A 16,819-nucleotide genomic window follows, 5' to 3' on the forward strand; every position below is an offset into this window, starting at 1 on the left:
ACACACTCAGCCCTTTCCAACCTGGCCGGCCGGTGTCTGCCCCCTCGCCGCGCCTCCAGGAAGCCCTGGGGCTGCTCCGCGCAAATTCGTGGGGGCGGCAGAAGACGAGTGCGCGGGCGTAGGGCCGGTCTGTCAGCTGAACGAGAAGCGCTGCGCGGCTTCGGCGGGAGTCACCCCTTGACTACGCCCGGGAACGTCGTGAACGACGTGTGCGCCCTCCGAGCGCAGTTGGTCGCTGCCGGCGTGCCGGGCCATGAGCGCGGCGAAGGCATGGACGTCGGCGGTGGTGATGTCGGTCCGGCCACGCTCCGCCTGCTGTTCGAGGAGCACGCCGAGATCCGGGTTGAACCGCAGCATGGTCACCGGAGCGTCGAAGCGCCTCGCAATGGCGATGAGACGGGCGCGCGCCTGGGGGGTCACGTTCGTGGACTCGGCTACTGCTGTGTGTCCACCGGCGAGCCGGGCGACGATCCGTCGGTCGCGTTCCATGAAGATCCGAGCGTCCGCCGCGTCGGTGTGCGCCTCGGTGGGTGCGATGCCGAAGAGCTCCGCGCGGATCTCGTCGCTGGACACCACAGCGTCCTCGTCGATAAGCCCGCGTGCGATCAGCGCTCGGATGAAGCTGCTCTTGCCCGAAGCCGGCGGGCCGACGAGGACCACGAGTCCCGCGGGTATACGCGTCAGCCCTGACGGTGCCGGCCCGTGGGGCTCTGGGCGGGGCCCCTCGGAGGGAGGGTCCGCCGGGGCCGTCTGTGATGGGCCGTTCCGTGCGGTCCTGCACTCCATCAGAACTCGGCTTCCCCGTGCGGCGACCGGGCGGAAGCCTGCCTTGCTCCATGCTCTGACCGCCGGGCGGTTGGCCGCTTCGGGATCGACTGTCACCCGGTCCCATCCCCCGACGGCAAGGAGATGCCGGACGAGGGCCCGAGCGGCGTCAGGGCCATACCCCTGACCCCGTGCGCGCGGCAGGAGCACCATGTCCACACCGCCCTCGCGCGGGCCGGAGGCGACGTACTGGGCGTACCCCACGGGATCACCGCCTCGGAGCACCAGCAACGAGACCACTGCGGGACGCCGCCTTCCGATGTACTTGGCGGCCACTTCCTCGCGGGTGAGAGGCCGCCCGCCCCAGTTGCGGACGAACTCGGCGTCGGCGAACCATCCGGCGAGCAGCGGCAGGTGGTGCTCGGTGGCGGGAATGAGCGATACGGCCTCGCCCTCGATGCGCCCCTCAGGTGTGCCCTTCACGGAATGCGACCCCTTTCGTGTGCGTGTCCCCCTCATCCTTCCCGCGCGGGCCGGATGAGAGAGGGGAGAGAGACGGTACGGAGCGGCCAAAACCGCATTGCACCGGTTCGGGACGGGGGAGGATGCTGACTTACGGAGGTGTTCCACGTGACGAGCGTCGTGCTGGGACTGACCGTGCGGGATCTGGTGCAAGCGGATCTGGCGTCGTGCGGCTGGTCCGGATCCGCGCATCATCTCAACAATGTCGCCATGCAGTTGGATCGCGGGTCGTCCGGCGACGTCGACTATCTGGCCGTGTGTGCCCGTGCCGGGATTCCGATCGCCAAGGGCGGTGTCGACTACCGGGCGAAGGACGGCGTAGGCACGCTGTGGCAACTCGCCGTCCACCCCGCACTGCAGTCCTGTGGCGTGGGCACGGTTCTCGTCGAGGCCCTGGAACAGCGCATCAGGAATCGGGATCTGTGCCAGGCCGAGCTGTGCGTGGAGGACGGCAATCCACGTGCCCGTGCCCTCTACGAGAGGCTGGGCTACCGCGCCTACGACCACCGGCCGGACGCGTGGGAAGAGCAGGCCCCCGACGGGACGCTGTACCGCCACGAAACGATATGCACCATGATGCGCAAGGACCTGTCGTAGGACTTCGCCCTTCTCCGGGCCGGCCACCCGGGGTGCGAGCCGGGCTTCCGACCGAACCGGTGTCCTGGAGGGGGAGGGAGCAGATGGAGGCCGGTCCGATCGGAGGCGCTTCACCACCGGCCGCCTGAACCGTCTGGTGAAAGAGCAGATGTTCGGCCGCGCAGGATTCGAACTTCTCCGCAAACGCGTCCTACTGGCGTGACCGAGCGTCACCGCACCACGCGAAGCGGAACAGAGCCCGCTCTCGCCGCCGACCCCTATGAGTTCTCATTTCTCTTGCGGTAGAGAGATCGCTCTGACCTGCGAGGATGCAGATGGCTGAGAGATGCCTCGCTATGCTTTCTCCGTGCGGATCAGGACCTTGAGCTGCAGTACCGCAGGCTTGTTGAGAATCCCGCAGATGTATTGAGAATTCCGGTAGCAGCCAGGGGTGTCTGCATGCCTTCGGCTGACGAACCCTTGCCGGTGGGCGTCTGTCATGGACTGGGCATCCAGTGCTCCTGACGCGTATAGAGCAGTGGCTGGGGGAGCGCAGATGCCCGCTCTGCGCCCTTTCTGATCTTTGCAAGCTGGTCAGCGTCGGGCGGGCCCGAGAACGCCGTCGTTCAGCCCGACGGGCTTCCAGCGTTGATGGGCTGGGCGCGGGGAGGGTTCGCGGGTGATGATCTGCTCGTTGGCTGCGGTATGGCGGCCGCTCGAATGGGAGACCGTGTTTCGTGCCTGACTTGCCTGCCCCGAGTTCGACGGGTGTTCGTATCGCCGGTGACCGGTACCAGTGGCTGGTCGCGTGGCAGGGTTATGTTACGGCGGTGCGTGACGCGGCGCTGCGCGTGCCGAACCCGGTGGTGGCGGTCGGTGTTGAGGTGGACGGCGTGGGAAACGTGGATGACGTCGTCTTATACCGCGAGGAGCCGCCCCACACCTACATGCAGGTCAAGTACGCCGCAGACAGTTCCTCACCCGTCAACGAGGAGTACTTGCTCAAGCCAAGCGACCAGGGCGGCCCGTCGATCCTGCGCAAGGTGGCGCAGGCCTGGCAGCAACTCGCCGGGGGCGGCACTCCGGTCGATCTTGCCCTGTTGAGCAACCGGTCCCCGGATGCCGGGGATCCGCTGATCTCACTGAGGGATTCCCGCACCCAGTTGCTCGTGCCGAAGGCGGCGCAGCAGGGACCGCGATCGAAGAAGGGGCAGGCGCGCAGCCGTTGGGCCGCCGGTATCGGGCTGAGCGAGGACAGGCTGCTGGATCTGTTGAAGGTGCTGCGCTTCGACCTGGCACGGGACGTGATGCACCTGCATGAGCACTTGCAGATGCTGATGTTCGCTGCTGGGCTGCGGTTCGATGAGGAGGCCATGCACGCCGGCGCGGACTGGGTGGCCCGCCGAGTCGCCGATGGGCAGCGCAGGCTGTCCCTGGCGGACGTCAGGGAGGCGATCCGGTCTCTGCGTCTGGAGGCCGGCACGTCACGGGCGGTGCTTTCCGTCGCCACTTTGAAACCGGACCCGATGGCGGAGGACGCCGACTACACGGTGGACTGGGCGGACCGCTTCGAGGGCGCCTCGCCCTACGTGAAGCGGCGTCCGCTTGCCCCGGCGACCTGGGCGCAGTTGCAGGCGGACATCGAAGCGGCACCGTTTCGGATGCCGCCGGGCACGACCTCCATCGCCGTCACCGGCAGTCTGCGTCTGGCACCCGCGTTCGTGGTCGGCGCGGCTTTCCGCATGGTGACTGGAGTCGACTTGGCCGTGGCCCAGCGCGGACAGGTGTGGTCGTCCGCTGCCGGGTACGACGCTGTGCTGGCCCCGGAGGTCGACGAGCACGCTCTCGGCCTAGGGTGTGTCTTCAAAGGTCAGATCCATAACAGGATTGAGGCGATGGTGACGGTGGCCTGGAACGACTCGTGGGTCTTGTCGTAGCGGGTGGCCAGGCCGCGCCATTGTTTGAGCCGGTTGAAGCAGCGCTCGACGACGTTGCGGAGTCGGTAGACCTCCCTGTTGAAACGCGGTGGTCGGCCGCCACGTGAGCCTCGGCGTAGGCGGCCGCTGGCCTGGTCGATGCGTTCGGGAATCGTGTGGCGGATGCCGCGCTTTCGCAGGTAGGCGCGGATCTTACGGGAGCTGTAGCCCTTGTCCGCGATGACGTGGTCGGGCCGGGTGCGTGGCCGGCCTGGACCGATGCGGGGAACGCAGATGGCGTCCAGGACCTCCTCGAAGCGAGTGCAGTCGTTGACGTTCCCGCCGGTCAGAACGAAGGCGAGTGGGCGGCCGTGTCCGTCGCAGACCAAGTGGAGCTTGGTGCTCAGTCCGCCTCGGGATCTACCGAGGGCGTGATCACCCGCTTCGTCCCCCTCGGTGACCCCTTTTGCCGCCGGCGGCGTGCTGATGGGCCCGCACGATCGTGGAATCGACCGACACCAGCCAGTCGATGTCCCCGGCCGCATCTTTCTCCGCCTGCAGAGCCCGCAGCATGCGAGAGAACGTGCCATCCAGTGCCCACCTGCGGAAACGCGTGTAGAGCGTCTGCCAGGAGCCGTAGCGTTCCGGCACATCCCGCCAGGCCGACCCCGTGCGCAACTTCCACACAATCCCGTTCAGCACCACGCGGTCATCCGACCGCGGCCGCCCCGCCGTCCCCGAACTCGGCAACAACCGCGACAGGACAGCCCACTCAGCATCCGACAGCTCATGACGACGCACCACAACCGACATGATCCCTCAACACCTAAAACAGCTTTGAAGACACGGCCTAGGTGTTCTGTCCGGGGAGGTTGTGGTCGGGTGAGGGAGATCTCGGCTGAGGGATCTTGAACGGGTGAGGGCCTTCCGGGTTCGGTGTGGATTGCGACGTCTACACCGACCAGAAAGGCCCTCGTGGTTCACCGTAATGCACCCCTGACCGAGACCGGCCGCCTGCGGGTTGCCCGTTGCGTTGTTGAGGACGGCTGGCCCCTGCGCCGGGCCGGGGAGCGTTTCCAGGTCTCCCCGACGACGGCCCGGCGGTGGGCAGACCGCTACCGGGCCCTGGGCGAGGCCGGCATGAGCGACCGCTCCAGCCGCCCCCACCTCAGCCCCCGTCAGACACCGACCCGCACCGAACGCCGCATCATCAAGGTCCGCGTCCTACGCCGGTGGGGACCGGCCCGTATCGCCTACCTACTCGGGCTGGTGCCCTCGACCGTCCACCGCGTACTGACCCGCTACGGTCTGGCCCGCCTGACCTACCTGGACCGCGCCACCGGCCGCGTCATCCGCCGCTACGAACGTGACCACCCGGGCGAACTGGTGCACGTCGACATCAAGAAGCTCGGCAACATCCCCGAGGGCGGCGGCCACAAGACACTCGGCCGCCCAGCGGGACGCAAGACTCGCTCAGGTGTCGGCTACAGCTACATCCACACCGCTGTCGACGACCACTCCCGCCTGGCCTACAGCGAGATCCTCACCGACGAGAAGAAGGAGACGGCCACCGGGTTCTGGAGCCGCGCCCAGGAATTCTTCCTCTCCTGTGGGATCACCGTGGAACGCGTCCTGACCGACAACGGCGCCTGCTACAAGTCCTCCCTCTGGCGCGATGCCCTGGCAGCGGCCGGGATCACCCACAAGCGAACCCGGCCCTACCGGCCCCAGACCAACGGCAAAGTCGAACGCCTCAACCGCACCCTGCCCGACGAATGGGCCTACGCAAAGCCCTACCACTCAGAACAGGAACGACGCGACGCCTACCCCGCCTGGCTCCACACCTACAATCACCACCGCGGACACACCGCGCTCGCAGGCAAACCACCCGCCAGCCGCGTCCCCAACCTCACAAGGCAATACACCTAGTGTTCTGCGCCTGAAATCCTGGCGTTAAGTTGCTACGGTTTCTGGATGTCGTTTTCGGGGCGCTCTTCCGTCGAGTTCGTGTTGACCGCTGACGAGCGTGACCAGCTGGTGCGCTGGTCGCAGGGGTCGTCGAGGTTGGCTGTTCGGGCGCGCATTGTGTTGCGGTGTGCCGAGCCCGGCGTCGTATACGCGCGGGTTGCCGATGACTTGGGTGTGTCGGCCATGACGGTCGGCAAATGGCGCAAGCGGTTCGCGGAGTCACGGTTGGAAGGCCTGGAGGACACCGACCGGCCGGGACGGCCGAAGACCTTCCTGATCCTGAGTGATCTGGAACGGGAACAGCTGACGCGTTGGGCCCGCCGTGCGAAGTCCTCGCAGGCATTGGCGTTGCGGTCGAGGATCGTGCTGGCGTGCGCCGCGGATACGTCGAACAAGCGGGTCGCGGGCCGGTTGGGGACCTCGGTGTCCACGGTGGCCCGGTGGCGACGCCGGTTCGTTGAACTGCGACTCGAAGGTCTGGCCGACGAACTGCGGCCGGGCCGGCCACCGTCGATCCTCCTCGACCGGGTCGAGGAGGTTGTCGCCACCACGCTGGAGAGGTCGCCGCGTGATGCCACGCACTGGTCGCGGGCGTCGATGGCCGAGCAGACCGGCCTGTCGAAGTCGACGATCGGACGGATCTGGCGGCAGTTCGACCTGAAGCCGCACGTCCAGGACACGTTCAAGCTGTCCACGGATCCGCAGTTCGTGGAGAAGGTCGTCGATGTCGTCGGCCTCTACCACCACCCCCCGGAGAAGGCGGTGGTGCTGTGTGTGGACGAGAAATCCCAGGTCCAGGCCCTGGACCGCACGCAGCCGGTCCTGCCGATGATGCCCGGCATGCCAGAGAGGCGCACCCACGACTACCAACGGCACGGTGTGACCAGCCTGTTCGCCGCGTTCGACATCGAAGACGGCAGCGTCATCAGCTCCCTGCACCGCCGCCATCGGGCCGTGGAATTCAAGAAATTCCTGGTCAAGATAGACAAGGCAGTGCCGACCGAACTCGACGTCCACCTGATCTGCGACAACTACGCCACCCACAAGACGCCCGCGATCAAAGCCTGGCTCGGACGACACCCCCGATTCCACGTCCACTTCACACCAACTGGTTCCAGCTGGATCAACCAGGTCGAGCGGTGGTTCGGGCACCTCACCGACAAACTCATCCGCCGCGGGACCCACCGATCGGTCCAAGCGCTTGAGGCCGACATCCGCACCTGGATCCAGACCTGGAACGAGGACCCCAAACCCTTCACATGGACCAAGAGCGCCGACGAGATCCTCAACTCGTTAGCGAAATATATCGCCAGGATTTCAGGCGCAGAACACTAGGGCCGGAGCTCGCCGTGGCCATCGCGGTCACCATCGACCCCACCGAGGATGTGCTGGACTTCCTGCGGGAGCAGCGTGCACCCGTCTCCCGGCTGCTGGTGCTGCGCCCGCCCGGTGGCGCCAAGGACAACTCCGTCCCGGATGCGGCGACGGCCAGCGCCCTTGCCGTCGGCATCCGGGATCTGCTGCGTCGTGCCTGCCGCGCGCATCCTGCGATCCACCTCTTCCAGGCTAGCCCGATGGGCTTGGCTCTGCTGCTGGGTAACCGGTGGAACCGCCTGCGCCCCACCACCGTGTACGAGGACGTCAACGCACAGCAGGTGTATGAAAAGGCGTTCGTCGTCGACGCGTAAAACCCGCCCGCATCTCCACCATCACGCTGCCCGGGTGAAGCGGTTGCTCAGCGCGCCTCGTGCAGGTCGTGGGAGACCAGGGTGAGGCGGTCACGGGCCGTCAGCCCAACGCGACAGCGATCGGCAGCGGGCCATGGAAGAACAGCAATCAGCAGCTCCTCCACCGGGGTGGCGTCGCCGAGTTGCGCTGCCCACTGCCGGTGTGCCGTCTGCCAGCGCTCCCATATGTGGGTGGTGACGGCGGCATGGAGCGCGGAGTCGTCGGGCAGGTAGGCGTTGCCGGTGTCGATGACGAGGTAGGCGCCGCACGGGCCGTTCGCACCGGTGGTGTCCTCGGGCGGAGGTGGTAGCCGGTGTGGTGTCCCGGCCCGTGGGCGACCTGACCGGTCGTTGCCACGTGGCGGGCGTCGTCGACCATGGAAGCGGCCGATGCCAGACGGACGATCAGCGCGCGACCCGGGGGCGCTGCTGTCCGGGAACTCGTGGGATGTCCATGAGCTGCGGAGGACCGGAGGCGGCAGATGCCAGGTGGTGGCAGAGCCGGCCGTGCTGGCGGGGGCCGAGTTCGGCGCGCAGCGCACTGCCGAGGCTGACTCCGGACTGCGTTTCGTCGGTCAGGCGTCGCCCCAGAAGGAATCCGTCGTGCAGGTGGGTGGGCGAGCACGTAGAGCACGACCTCGGGATCCGCTGCTCCCGCTGCCCGGAGTTCCTCGATCTGCGCGTCGACGAGCCGGGCGACGAAGTCGACGACGTCCGATCGGTGTGGGGCGGAGGGCTCGCCTGGCCACAGGACCGCGCGGTGGACGACCAGCGTCGTGCTGTGTGCTTGGCGGGAGGCCTGCCTTGAAGGCCACGACCCGCGAGGCCCGCGTGCGGCGTGCCGGATACAGGCTGATCACCACGCCGAGGCCGCGCGGGCGCTGCAGTCCCCATCCCACGACGATCAGGGCCAGCGCACCGGCGAAGACCACGGCGAACACCCGCGGTCGGCTGGTCAACTGCTCCAGGATGTTCGGCACGACACCAAGCGCGACGGCCGTGCTTGCTGCCGTCACCATCGTGCCGCCGCCTTCCCGGGACAGCGCAAGTCGCCTCAAGTGCCCGAGCCATCTCATGCCCCCCAACTCGTCGGTCGGAATGCGCTCTTCTGGGAGCGCACTGCGTGCGATCCCGCTCTACGGGCGAGCGTTCCATGCCTGCCGGGGCAGATTCCTAACCGCCCCGACGTGCTGCCCCCGGCAGCCGGATCGGCGACAGACACGGGACAGCACCTCATCCTGAAGATCAACGCGGTTTGATCCGAAGGGTGTTGTCAGTGGGGGCCCGTACCGTGGCAACGAGCAGCCAGCGAACGTCCTTTTTCGGCCGCGCACCACAGAGGTGCCACGTCCGGGGCGTGCACCGGGCTGAACGGCGAGCCCGAGGAGGCACACCGCATGAGGATCGACGAGGCATTCGACGCGCTGCAGCAGACCGTCGACGAGGACATTGAGAAAACGAGGCTGGCCCGCGGGCGCCGGGACCTGTTCAAGGAGGCGCTGCTGAAAGAGCCCGATGTCCTCGAGACGTTCGGATCGGGCTCCTTGAGCCGCAGCACGCAGCTCAAGCCCATCCACGACGTCGACATCGTGGTCGTCTACGACCCGGACGAGCACCCTGAGTGGGGGAGCAGCGGGCCGAGCGCGGAGGAGGCCCTCGAGCACATCCGCTCCCAGGTCAACCGGCTGCTGAGCCAGAGCAAAGGCACCCACGCCACCGTGGTCCGACACACCCTGCTGCGCAACCACGCTGTCAAGTGCTTCCTCGACGACCCCGACGACCCGGAGGCCTTCACCGTCGACGTGATGACCGCGCTGCGGCAGCCCGACAACTCGCTGCTCATACCCGAGAAGCTCAGCGCCAGGTGGGTGCCGGCCAACCCCGAATACCTGATCGAACTGGTCGCCGAACACCAGCGTTCCTGGTCATACTTCCGGCCGATGGTCAGGCTGCTCAAGCAGTGGCGGCTCGACGCACCGGTCGAGGGACGCGTCAAGTCCCTCGTCATGGAGGTCCTCGCCCTGCAGTGCCTGCCCATGTCCGGAAACCGCTCCCAGGGGTTGAAGACGTTCTTCACCGCCGCCGCGACCCGGGTCAACGAGGGCGTGTGGGACCCGGCCGGTCTGTGCGGCGAGGTCCAGCCCGACCTGGACCGCCAGGGCCTGTCGGCTGCGTTCGCCAATGCCGCGGACCTGGCGGACCAGGCCTGCGCGGCGGCGGCCGAAGGCGACACCGACGAGGCGTTGCGACTGTGGCAGGAGATCTTCGGTGAGGACTTCCCGGCGCCCGCCCCTGCCTCCAAGACCACCTCGCTGATCGGCGCGCCCGCGCTCATCACTCCCCGCCCCATCAAGGACGCACCCCAGGGATGACGACCGTACCTGCTCGCAGCACCCGCACTTCCATCACCTGGTGGGAGTGCGAACCACGCCGACTGCGACGAGACCAGGAGGAGATCCCCGCCCCCTTTCCCCACCTCGTCTTCAGCGACGAGGGAGCGGGAGGATGGGAGGGCATGCTGCCTCGCTGGCCGTTCGACCGGCCCGAGCCCGCCCACCTCACCGACTGGATCGGCGAGCGCGGCCTCCGGCTACGCCTGGAATACGGTCAGGCCTACCCCATGGTGGCCCCCCGGATCTTCCCTCTGGACCCGCTGCCCGAACCGTTCGAGTGGACCCAGCACCGCTGGCATGTCAACGGCGACTCCAGCCTGTGCCTCCTGCGCGACGACGTATGGACGGGCCGCGAGTCCGTTGGCGACCTGCTGCTGAAGGCCGCCGGCTGGCGGATCGAGTACGCGCTGATGAAGCACCAGACGATCGAGGGGATGACCGGCAGTGGAATAGTCACCGACAGTCGCCTCGACCACTTCCTGGCCCAGCCCCCGACACCCACGGACACCACCGGGCACGGTGAGCCGGACACCGCCGGGCAGGACGGTCCCGCGTGCTGATCCTCATCCCAAGGGGCGCCGCGACCAGACTCCGCACCGCGGGCCCATCGGGCCGGCTGTCGTTGCGCATCAGCCGGCCCGACGACCTTGCCGTCGTGAGCGGCATCTCCGACGGAGCGGACGGATCCATCATCTCGGTGGATCCCGCACCCGGAAACCGGCTGCTGGCGGGCTGCGACTCCCTTCCCACCGGCTACTGGTACCGGGCCACCGGCGAACTGCAGGCGCTCTGGTACCTCCTGCGAGTACGGCGCGGTACGTCCTTGAAGCTCGATGCGTTCAAGGACGCCGTACCCAGCGGTTTCAAGACGCCGGGCGACGGCGGCTATGTGGCCATCACCCACGCCCCCGGCGTGAAGGACGCGTTTCCCGAAAGCGGTTTGCCCGACCTCCTCGCCTGGCACGTCACCCGTGCGGGCATCCAGCCGCTTGAGGTGTCGGTCGAGCCCGAAGTCACCGGGGTTCCGCAGCTCGAGGGCCACTGGCCCGTCGAAGAACTCCGTAGCACACGCGTCATGTTGATCGGAGCGGGGAGTATCGGCTCGGCCACCGCGCACGCGCTGGCCGGCTACGGCGTCGGCCACCTCACCCTCGTCGATCCCGACCGCCTCCAATGGCACAATCTCGTCCGACACACCAGCTCCCGCAAACACATCGGCCGCACCAAGGCCACCGCGCTGTCCGAGGAACTCACCCAGCTGCGCCCCGACACGCGCGTGGCGCCCCTGGCCCTGGACGTCATCGAGCACGCCGACCGGATCCGAGCCCTCCTCACAGACACCGACCTCGTCGTGTGCGCGGCCGACGGCGTGGCCGCACGCCGCGTCACCGGCCACCTGGCCCGCCGAGCGGGCCTCACCGCCGTCCTCGCCTGCGTCCTGCAGGACGGAGCCCTCGGCGAGATCCTCCGACTGCGCCCCTGGCCCCAGCACGGCTGCCTGACCTGTCGGCGGCAAACCCTCGCCGAAGCCGGCAGCGTCGACCCCGAGCCCGCTCTGGACGCCGGATACGGCACCGGCACGCGGCACCGGCCGATGACCGCTGTCGGACCTGACCTCCACCTCGTCGCCCACCTCGCGGCGAAGAGCGCCGTCGCCACTCTCCTCGAACGCGCCGGACACCCCGACCAGCGCCTGCCCGGAGAGCACGCCCTGCTCGGACTGCGCCGCCAACCCGGCTGGGCCCCGCCCTTCGACCTCCACCGCACCGCCGAACTGCGCTGGCTTCCCGCTACCCCACCCAGACCCGGCTGCCCCACCTGCGAAGAGCCATGACACAACAGCCCGTGGCCGTCGTGCACCTCACTGCCCCGGCCGCTCGCGTGATCACCACCGAACTGCGCACGGCCGACCACACCACCGAGACCGGAGGAATCCTGCTCGGACACCACACCCGTGACACCGTCACGGTCCACCACGCCGGAACTCCCGGACCCGCCGCCGTACGCACCCCCACGTACTTCCTGCGCGATCTCGTGCACGCTCAGGCGCTCGCCGACGCGGCCTTCGCGGCCGACAGCAGCGTTTGGGTCGGCGAATGGCACACCCACCCCACCGGGCGTCCGGTCCCCAGCGCGCGCGACACGGCCACCTACCGAGATCTCTTGGACGATCCCGAGCTGGGCTTTCACAGCGTCATCGCAGTGGTTTTCGCTCCCCGGCAAGGCCGTTGGACGGGGGCCGCCTGGACCTGCCACGGCCGGCGTGTCGCCCCCGTGGAACTCACCATAAGCCCCGTGGACGGGCCGAGGTGAGAAGACCCGCCTCCCCGGCCATGGCGCTTCCGGCCTCCGCGCCGGCCGGCACCCGCGTCACCGCACGACGAACCCGCCATCGCCGCCCGCAGTCCTCAACCCGGCCGTACGCACCCGCGATAACAGTGAACTCACCGCGCAGGCTTGGGCCCGTCACCAGGTCCGCTCACCCAGGCCTCGGCATGGTCTGTGCTTTTCGGCAGAAGGCTCTATTCCCAGCCGTTTTCAGGGTCGCCTGAGACGACCACCGATCAGCAGAACGGGCACTGCGCCTGGTCCCCGGCGAGTTGACACCTCGCGGCCCTGGGAGGGGACCAGAACCCCCACGCCCGCGCGCTGTGCGTCACCATGCGCCGTTGGTTTCAACCTTGCCCGGCAGATCGAGGTAGCGGGCGGCGTCGTTCAGGACCTCGGGTGTGATCGCTTCAGTGCCATCGAGGATGGCGATCTGCGCGGCCATGCTGAGCAGTGGGGTGAGGTTCTCCATGAGCCCGTCGGTGATCTCGTAGAGCTCTTCGGCGAGGTCTAGGAGGCTGGTGGGCCGGTGGTGGCACAGGTGGAGTCTTCCATCGAAGCTGGCGAGGGCTCGGGGCCACTCGTCGGGGTGTTCGGGGCAGCGGGGCGGCAGCCGGTTGACCCACAAGGTGGGTACGGCCCGCTGGCGCAGTGGTGCGGCGTCGCTTGTCCGGCGCAGGGCGGGGAGACGGGCTGTGCGTGCTTCACGGAGGATGTCGCTGGAGCCGATGCCGCTCCAGAAGATGGTCAGGCTCAGTTCGTCCGCGAGGTAGTCGAAGAAGTCGAAGGTGGGCTGCAGGTCCTCGGTGCGCAGCCGGTCGATCCCGTCGACCAGGCACACCTCCACGTGGCGGGTGCGCATCACGTGCACGGCGGGCCCGGTGAAGTCCTTCATGCGCTGCACGGGCCGGCTGTCGGTGTCGGGGCGGTAGAGGTCCCAGCCCAGGAACGTGGCCAGGGCTGCGGACCAGTCGGCCGGGGTACCGGGGGTGGGCGGGGCGTTGATGCAGACGACCGGGATGCGGGTGTCGTCGATGCCGTGCAGCTGCTCGCGGCGCCCTTGGTGGCCCATGCCGATGTGGTGCAACAGCGTGCGTTTGCCGGTGCCGCGATAGTCGCTGTCGATGGCGACGTGCGGGCCGATCTGGCGGCGCTCGCCGTTTCGCCGGAGCATCCGCCGTGCCAGGTGCAGTCCGCGCTCGATGTCAGTGGTTTCGATCAGGCCGAGGTCGGCGTGGTAGCGGACGCGGGGATCGTTCTCCCTTGCCTCCTCGCTGTCGGCGCAGGAGGGGTCTTGCGGCGGCAGCGGAACCAGGGGCGGGGGCTGGGAGGGCGGTTGCCGCAGGCGGGTGCGCCACCCCAGCAGGGTGGTCGGCGGACCGGCGAGGTCGGGGGCCGGCGGGGCTGGTGGAGCGGGCGGGGACTGCGGATCACGCACCGGGGCTGTCAAAGGTCCTCTCCTTGCCGGCCACTTGAGCCGTTATCGCCGTCGGTGGGCGGGTTCAGTTCGGGCAGCGAGGCGAGGAAGGCATCGACGCTCTGCCCGCTGTCCGTTACGGGCTCGCCGGCGGTGAACAGTTGCGCAGCGGGGCGATCGAGGCGGCGGAAAGGCCGCACCGATTGTGGATCCAGCGGCGGCATCCCGGCGGCATAGGGCTCTTTGGGCGCCACCGTTTGACGGCGGGGCGCGGGCAGGGAGCGGGCACGTGCGGCGGGCACGTCATCGGGCCCGGGCCCGTCGGCGGCTTTGGACAACAGACGCTGCGTGGCCCGGGCGATGGCGGCCTCGTCGTGGCGGCGGCCGCCGGCGGCGAGATGGACCTGCAGCCCTTGCTCCCAGCTCTCTTCGGTCCACCGGTCGCGCAGGAGGCGCCGGTGGATGAAGGGCACCTCCACCCACGGGTCGCCGTCCGGGTCGACCCGGTGGTCGAACAGCCAGGCGACCTCGGGCTGGTTGGGGGAGTAGTGCACCTCCCAGCGCCCCTGAAAGGCCGCGAGCCCGGACGAGCCGCGGAAGGGATCCAGGGCCCCCTTGTCCAGGTTGTAGGTGCGGTTGTTGATCTGGAAGCCCTTGCGGTTGATGCGCACCCACACGGTCGGTAGCAGCTTGCGGTTCTCGCCCTCGGTCAGCGCCGTGGCCCGATAGCCGCGCAAAGAGATCAGCGCCGCATACATCTGGTTCGGGGTGAGCTTCAGTCCCGGGGTGAACGGGCTGCGCAGCGCGCCGTGCGGGGTCTGCTGCCAGTGCAGCGCCACCCACTGCTCGAACAGGTCCTGCAACTGGGCGATCGTCCACAGCGGCTGCTTGCGGACGTGTTTGCCGCGCAGGTCCAGACGATGGTGGGTGTAGGAGGCCAGGTGCTGGCTGAAGCCGATCTTGATCGCCAGCATGGCGCGCTCGACGATCGCCTTGTCGACGGGGGTGCGCAGCCGGGCCTCGCGCACCTCGATGCCCAGGGAGTTGCAGGAGCGGGTGAAGTCCGCCGAGACGAACGGCGAGCCGTGGTCGACGACGAGCGTCTCGGGTTTGATGACCGGCCGGGCGGCCGCACCGGCGAACCGCTCGTCGGTGGCCAGCAGTTCAGCGAAGGGAAGATCCGAGCCGTCCATGAAGGTTTCCGGGGCCCACCCCGGCCGTGCCGGCAGCGGCGCGGTGCTCTGCGCCACGACCTGCACCGTGTCGAAGCTGCGGGTGGCCCGCCCGCCCAGCCACCGGCCCGCACCGGCACCACGGCGGAACCGCTTGGGCACGATCAGGGCACCGACGATGCTGCGGGTGGCCACATCGATCGCAATGGTCAGCTCCACCGAGATGATCTGTCCGTCGTCACCGATGGCCAGGACATCCAGCCCGGTGGTGTCGATCTGCACCAGTTCCCCGGGCCACCGTGCCGTGGTCGCCCGCCGGCTGCCGGGCCGGGCCACCGACAGCGGCGGGCCGGCCGCACGCCGGGCCGCGACAACATGCGCATTGTGTGCCGTGATCCCCAGGCGCTGCAGCAGCCGGTAGTACGTGGCCTGGCTGGGCAGCAGCGCAGCGGTGGTGGCCGTATCGGCGTCGGTGAGCTCCTTGGCATAGCGGGCCTGAACCGTCTGCTGCACACGGCCGATCAGCCGTGACAGGGTGCCCGGCGACAGTCCCGCTTCGCGTTCGCCGTCCAGGGTCTCCCACATCAGGTCGATCACCCGCTGGTCGACGCGTCCGTGCGCGGATGCGGCGCGCTGGCTACGCCGGTCGATCAGCCCCAGCAGGCCCTCCTTGCGCCAGGCGAGGCACTTGCGCTCGATGGTGGCGGGTGAGGTCGGCCAGCCGGCCGCGGTCAGCTGGTCGGCCTTGGTGCGGTAGCGCTGCTTGAGGGGATGAAGCTCTGGGTCGAAGGCGGGTTTGGGCCGGGTGGGCGCCGGCACGTTCGGGGCCTGCTAGTGCAGTACCTCCTTCACGATGCGCTCCCACCGGATGACCTCGCGGCGCAGTGCGGCGGGCAGGGCCTTCAGCTCGTGCCCGCGGTGGGCAACCACGGTGCGGGGAGCCTCACGGCTCAGGACCGCGAAATCCTTCGCGGACGTCAGCACCGGCTGGAGGATGATCAAAGGCTCGGCTGTGGTGTCACCGGGCGCGGTGAGGAAGATCCGCGGACCGTGAAAGGCGGTCACCAGCCAGTGAGTCCCGCTGAAGGCGATGGTGTCGCCGAGTGCCAGGGTGTCGGCGCCTGCCCGGACCGCGTCATCCGGCACGGTCATTCATCCTCCCCAAGCCATGCCGTCGATGACGGCGTCAGGGGCCTGGTCATGTCGGTGTGCAGCCGCCGTTTCCAGATCAGGTGATAGGCCAGGTCGATGCCCGCAAACGCGGGCAGGCATGCCGCACGCACCCCGGAACGGATGGTGCGTGCGGAACCGAAGTGGCGGGCCAGCGCCTCGGCATCGCCCGGGGAGAGCCGCTGTGGGCTGCGGGCGGCGTACAGCAGCATCAGGTTGTCCAGTTCCACACCGTCCGGCGGCCGCATGACCCGCACCCGCCAGTCGGCCACAGCGGCGGTCCTGGCCAGCAGTTCCTGCCCGGCGCGCCAATCGTCGGTGAGTTCCTCCGGCTGCACACAGATGACTTCCCGCCGCCCCGCCCGCAAGGCGACGAAGTGCGGCCGCACGCTTTGTATGGTGCCGTCCCGCGCCCAGCGCAGCTCCATCGGCCCGGCGCTGCGCGCGGCCACCGCCGGGTCCCGGTCCAGCAGCATGCCGCAGCGCTGCTGGCGCAGCGAACCGCACGCCAGCGACTGGCCGGTGGCCGAGGCCCAGGCCTTGGTGACGAAGGACTGCCGGCCCGGATAGGGCACCGGCATCTGCAGGGGCGCCAGTTGTTCGAACGGCACCTGAGCGGCCTGCTCCACCGGCAGTTCTCGCCGGCGCCCGAACCGGTCGAGATAGCAGACGGTGATCGTCTGCTGGCCAAGGGGAGTGTCCGGCACGCGCGTCCCCCCTCCGTCCGCTCGCTGCCAGGCAGGCCCGCCTCAGACAGACCCGATCCATGATCCGCCGAGCAGGGTGGCGCTCGCAGCCACTGCAGCAGCCGATCACCCGAATGAAGGGCATAGCGAACGCCAGCCCGAAACCTGCGCAGTTGAGG

15 protein-coding genes and 1 pseudogene are annotated in these 16,819 nt (G+C 68.7%); 9 read left to right on the forward strand and 7 right to left on the reverse strand.

What is annotated here, in order from left to right:
• Positions 1–132: 132 nt before the first annotated feature.
• Together OG510_RS36950 and OG510_RS36955 are read right to left on the reverse strand one after the other, a co-directional pair.
• Positions 133–660 (reverse strand): AAA family ATPase, encoded by a 528-nt coding sequence (locus OG510_RS36950; protein ID WP_406142729.1) that lies wholly within the window; start codon positions 658–660, stop codon positions 133–135.
• Between the two features lie 75 nt (positions 661–735).
• Positions 736–1,248 (reverse strand): annotated as a pseudogene (locus OG510_RS36955) (GNAT family N-acetyltransferase); the annotation flags it as partial.
• Between the two features lie 147 nt (positions 1,249–1,395).
• Here OG510_RS36955 and OG510_RS36960 point away from each other — a divergent pair.
• Together OG510_RS36960 and OG510_RS36965 are read left to right on the forward strand one after the other, a co-directional pair.
• Positions 1,396–1,884, forward strand: coding sequence for a GNAT family N-acetyltransferase (locus tag OG510_RS36960; protein ID WP_406134556.1), 489 nt, complete (start codon positions 1,396–1,398; stop codon positions 1,882–1,884).
• 809 nt (positions 1,885–2,693) lie between these two features.
• The gene (locus OG510_RS36965) at positions 2,694–3,800 is read left to right on the forward strand and encodes a hypothetical protein (protein WP_406134555.1); all 1,107 of its coding nucleotides are present in this window, start codon (positions 2,694–2,696) and stop codon (positions 3,798–3,800) included.
• Here OG510_RS36965 and OG510_RS36970 read toward each other — a convergent pair.
• Positions 3,734–4,592 (reverse strand): IS5 family transposase gene (locus tag OG510_RS36970; RefSeq protein ID WP_371628382.1). Its coding sequence is split into 2 segments (ribosomal slippage): positions 3,734–4,238 and positions 4,237–4,592, totalling 861 coding nucleotides; the frame shifts between segments, so codons are not numbered across the junction. The genes OG510_RS36965 and OG510_RS36970 overlap by 67 nt on opposite strands.
• A gap of 162 nt (positions 4,593–4,754) precedes the next feature.
• On the opposite strand from OG510_RS36970, the gene OG510_RS36975 reads away from it, so the two are divergent.
• The 7 genes from OG510_RS36975 (at position 4,755) to OG510_RS37005 (ending at position 12,180) form a co-directional block, all read left to right on the forward strand.
• The gene (locus tag OG510_RS36975) at positions 4,755–5,708 is read left to right on the forward strand and encodes an IS481 family transposase (protein WP_406134554.1); all 954 of its coding nucleotides are present in this window, start codon (positions 4,755–4,757) and stop codon (positions 5,706–5,708) included.
• Positions 5,709–5,753: 45 nt separating this feature from the next.
• On the forward strand, positions 5,754–7,082 hold the full coding sequence (locus OG510_RS36980) for an IS630 family transposase (RefSeq protein ID WP_406134553.1): 1,329 nt from the start codon (positions 5,754–5,756) through the stop codon (positions 7,080–7,082).
• 14 nt (positions 7,083–7,096) lie between these two features.
• Entirely contained in the window at positions 7,097–7,435 is a 339-nt protein-coding gene (locus tag OG510_RS36985; RefSeq protein WP_406134552.1) for an SAVED domain-containing protein, read from the forward strand.
• A 1,436-nt stretch (positions 7,436–8,871) separates the two neighbouring features.
• The gene (locus OG510_RS36990) at positions 8,872–9,846 is read left to right on the forward strand and encodes a hypothetical protein (protein WP_406134551.1); all 975 of its coding nucleotides are present in this window, start codon (positions 8,872–8,874) and stop codon (positions 9,844–9,846) included.
• Entirely contained in the window at positions 9,843–10,427 is a 585-nt protein-coding gene (locus tag OG510_RS36995; RefSeq protein ID WP_406134550.1) for a hypothetical protein, read from the forward strand. Before OG510_RS36990 ends, OG510_RS36995 begins: the two co-directional genes overlap by 4 nt.
• Positions 10,421–11,701: a ThiF family adenylyltransferase gene (locus OG510_RS37000; RefSeq protein WP_406134549.1), complete on the forward strand. Its 1,281-nt coding sequence runs from the start codon at positions 10,421–10,423 to the stop codon at positions 11,699–11,701. The genes OG510_RS36995 and OG510_RS37000 overlap by 7 nt, the downstream gene beginning before the upstream one ends.
• Positions 11,698–12,180: a Mov34/MPN/PAD-1 family protein gene (locus OG510_RS37005; RefSeq protein WP_406134548.1), complete on the forward strand. Its 483-nt coding sequence runs from the start codon at positions 11,698–11,700 to the stop codon at positions 12,178–12,180. The genes OG510_RS37000 and OG510_RS37005 overlap by 4 nt, the downstream gene beginning before the upstream one ends.
• 343 nt (positions 12,181–12,523) lie before the next feature.
• On the opposite strand, the gene OG510_RS37010 is transcribed toward OG510_RS37005, so the two are convergent.
• From OG510_RS37010 to OG510_RS37025, 4 genes are read right to left on the reverse strand one after another with little or no spacing between them, the layout of a single operon-like run.
• The gene (locus tag OG510_RS37010; RefSeq protein ID WP_406134547.1) at positions 12,524–13,645 is read right to left on the reverse strand and encodes a hypothetical protein; all 1,122 of its coding nucleotides are present in this window, start codon (positions 13,643–13,645) and stop codon (positions 12,524–12,526) included.
• The gene (locus tag OG510_RS37015; protein ID WP_406134546.1) at positions 13,642–15,603 is read right to left on the reverse strand and encodes an integrase; all 1,962 of its coding nucleotides are present in this window, start codon (positions 15,601–15,603) and stop codon (positions 13,642–13,644) included. The genes OG510_RS37010 and OG510_RS37015 overlap by 4 nt, the downstream gene beginning before the upstream one ends.
• Positions 15,604–15,615: 12 nt before the next feature.
• Entirely contained in the window at positions 15,616–15,936 is a 321-nt protein-coding gene (locus OG510_RS37020; protein ID WP_406134545.1) for a hypothetical protein, read from the reverse strand.
• Positions 15,933–16,661 carry a hypothetical protein gene (locus OG510_RS37025; protein ID WP_406134544.1) on the reverse strand — a complete coding sequence of 243 codons (729 nt, stop codon included), beginning with the start codon at positions 16,659–16,661 and terminating at the stop codon, positions 15,933–15,935. The genes OG510_RS37020 and OG510_RS37025 overlap by 4 nt, the downstream gene beginning before the upstream one ends.
• Positions 16,662–16,819: the final 158 nt, after the last annotated feature.

This window comes from Streptomyces sp. NBC_01089, from assembly GCF_045162975.1.
In the GTDB taxonomy this organism is placed as follows: domain Bacteria; phylum Actinomycetota; class Actinomycetes; order Streptomycetales; family Streptomycetaceae; genus Streptomyces.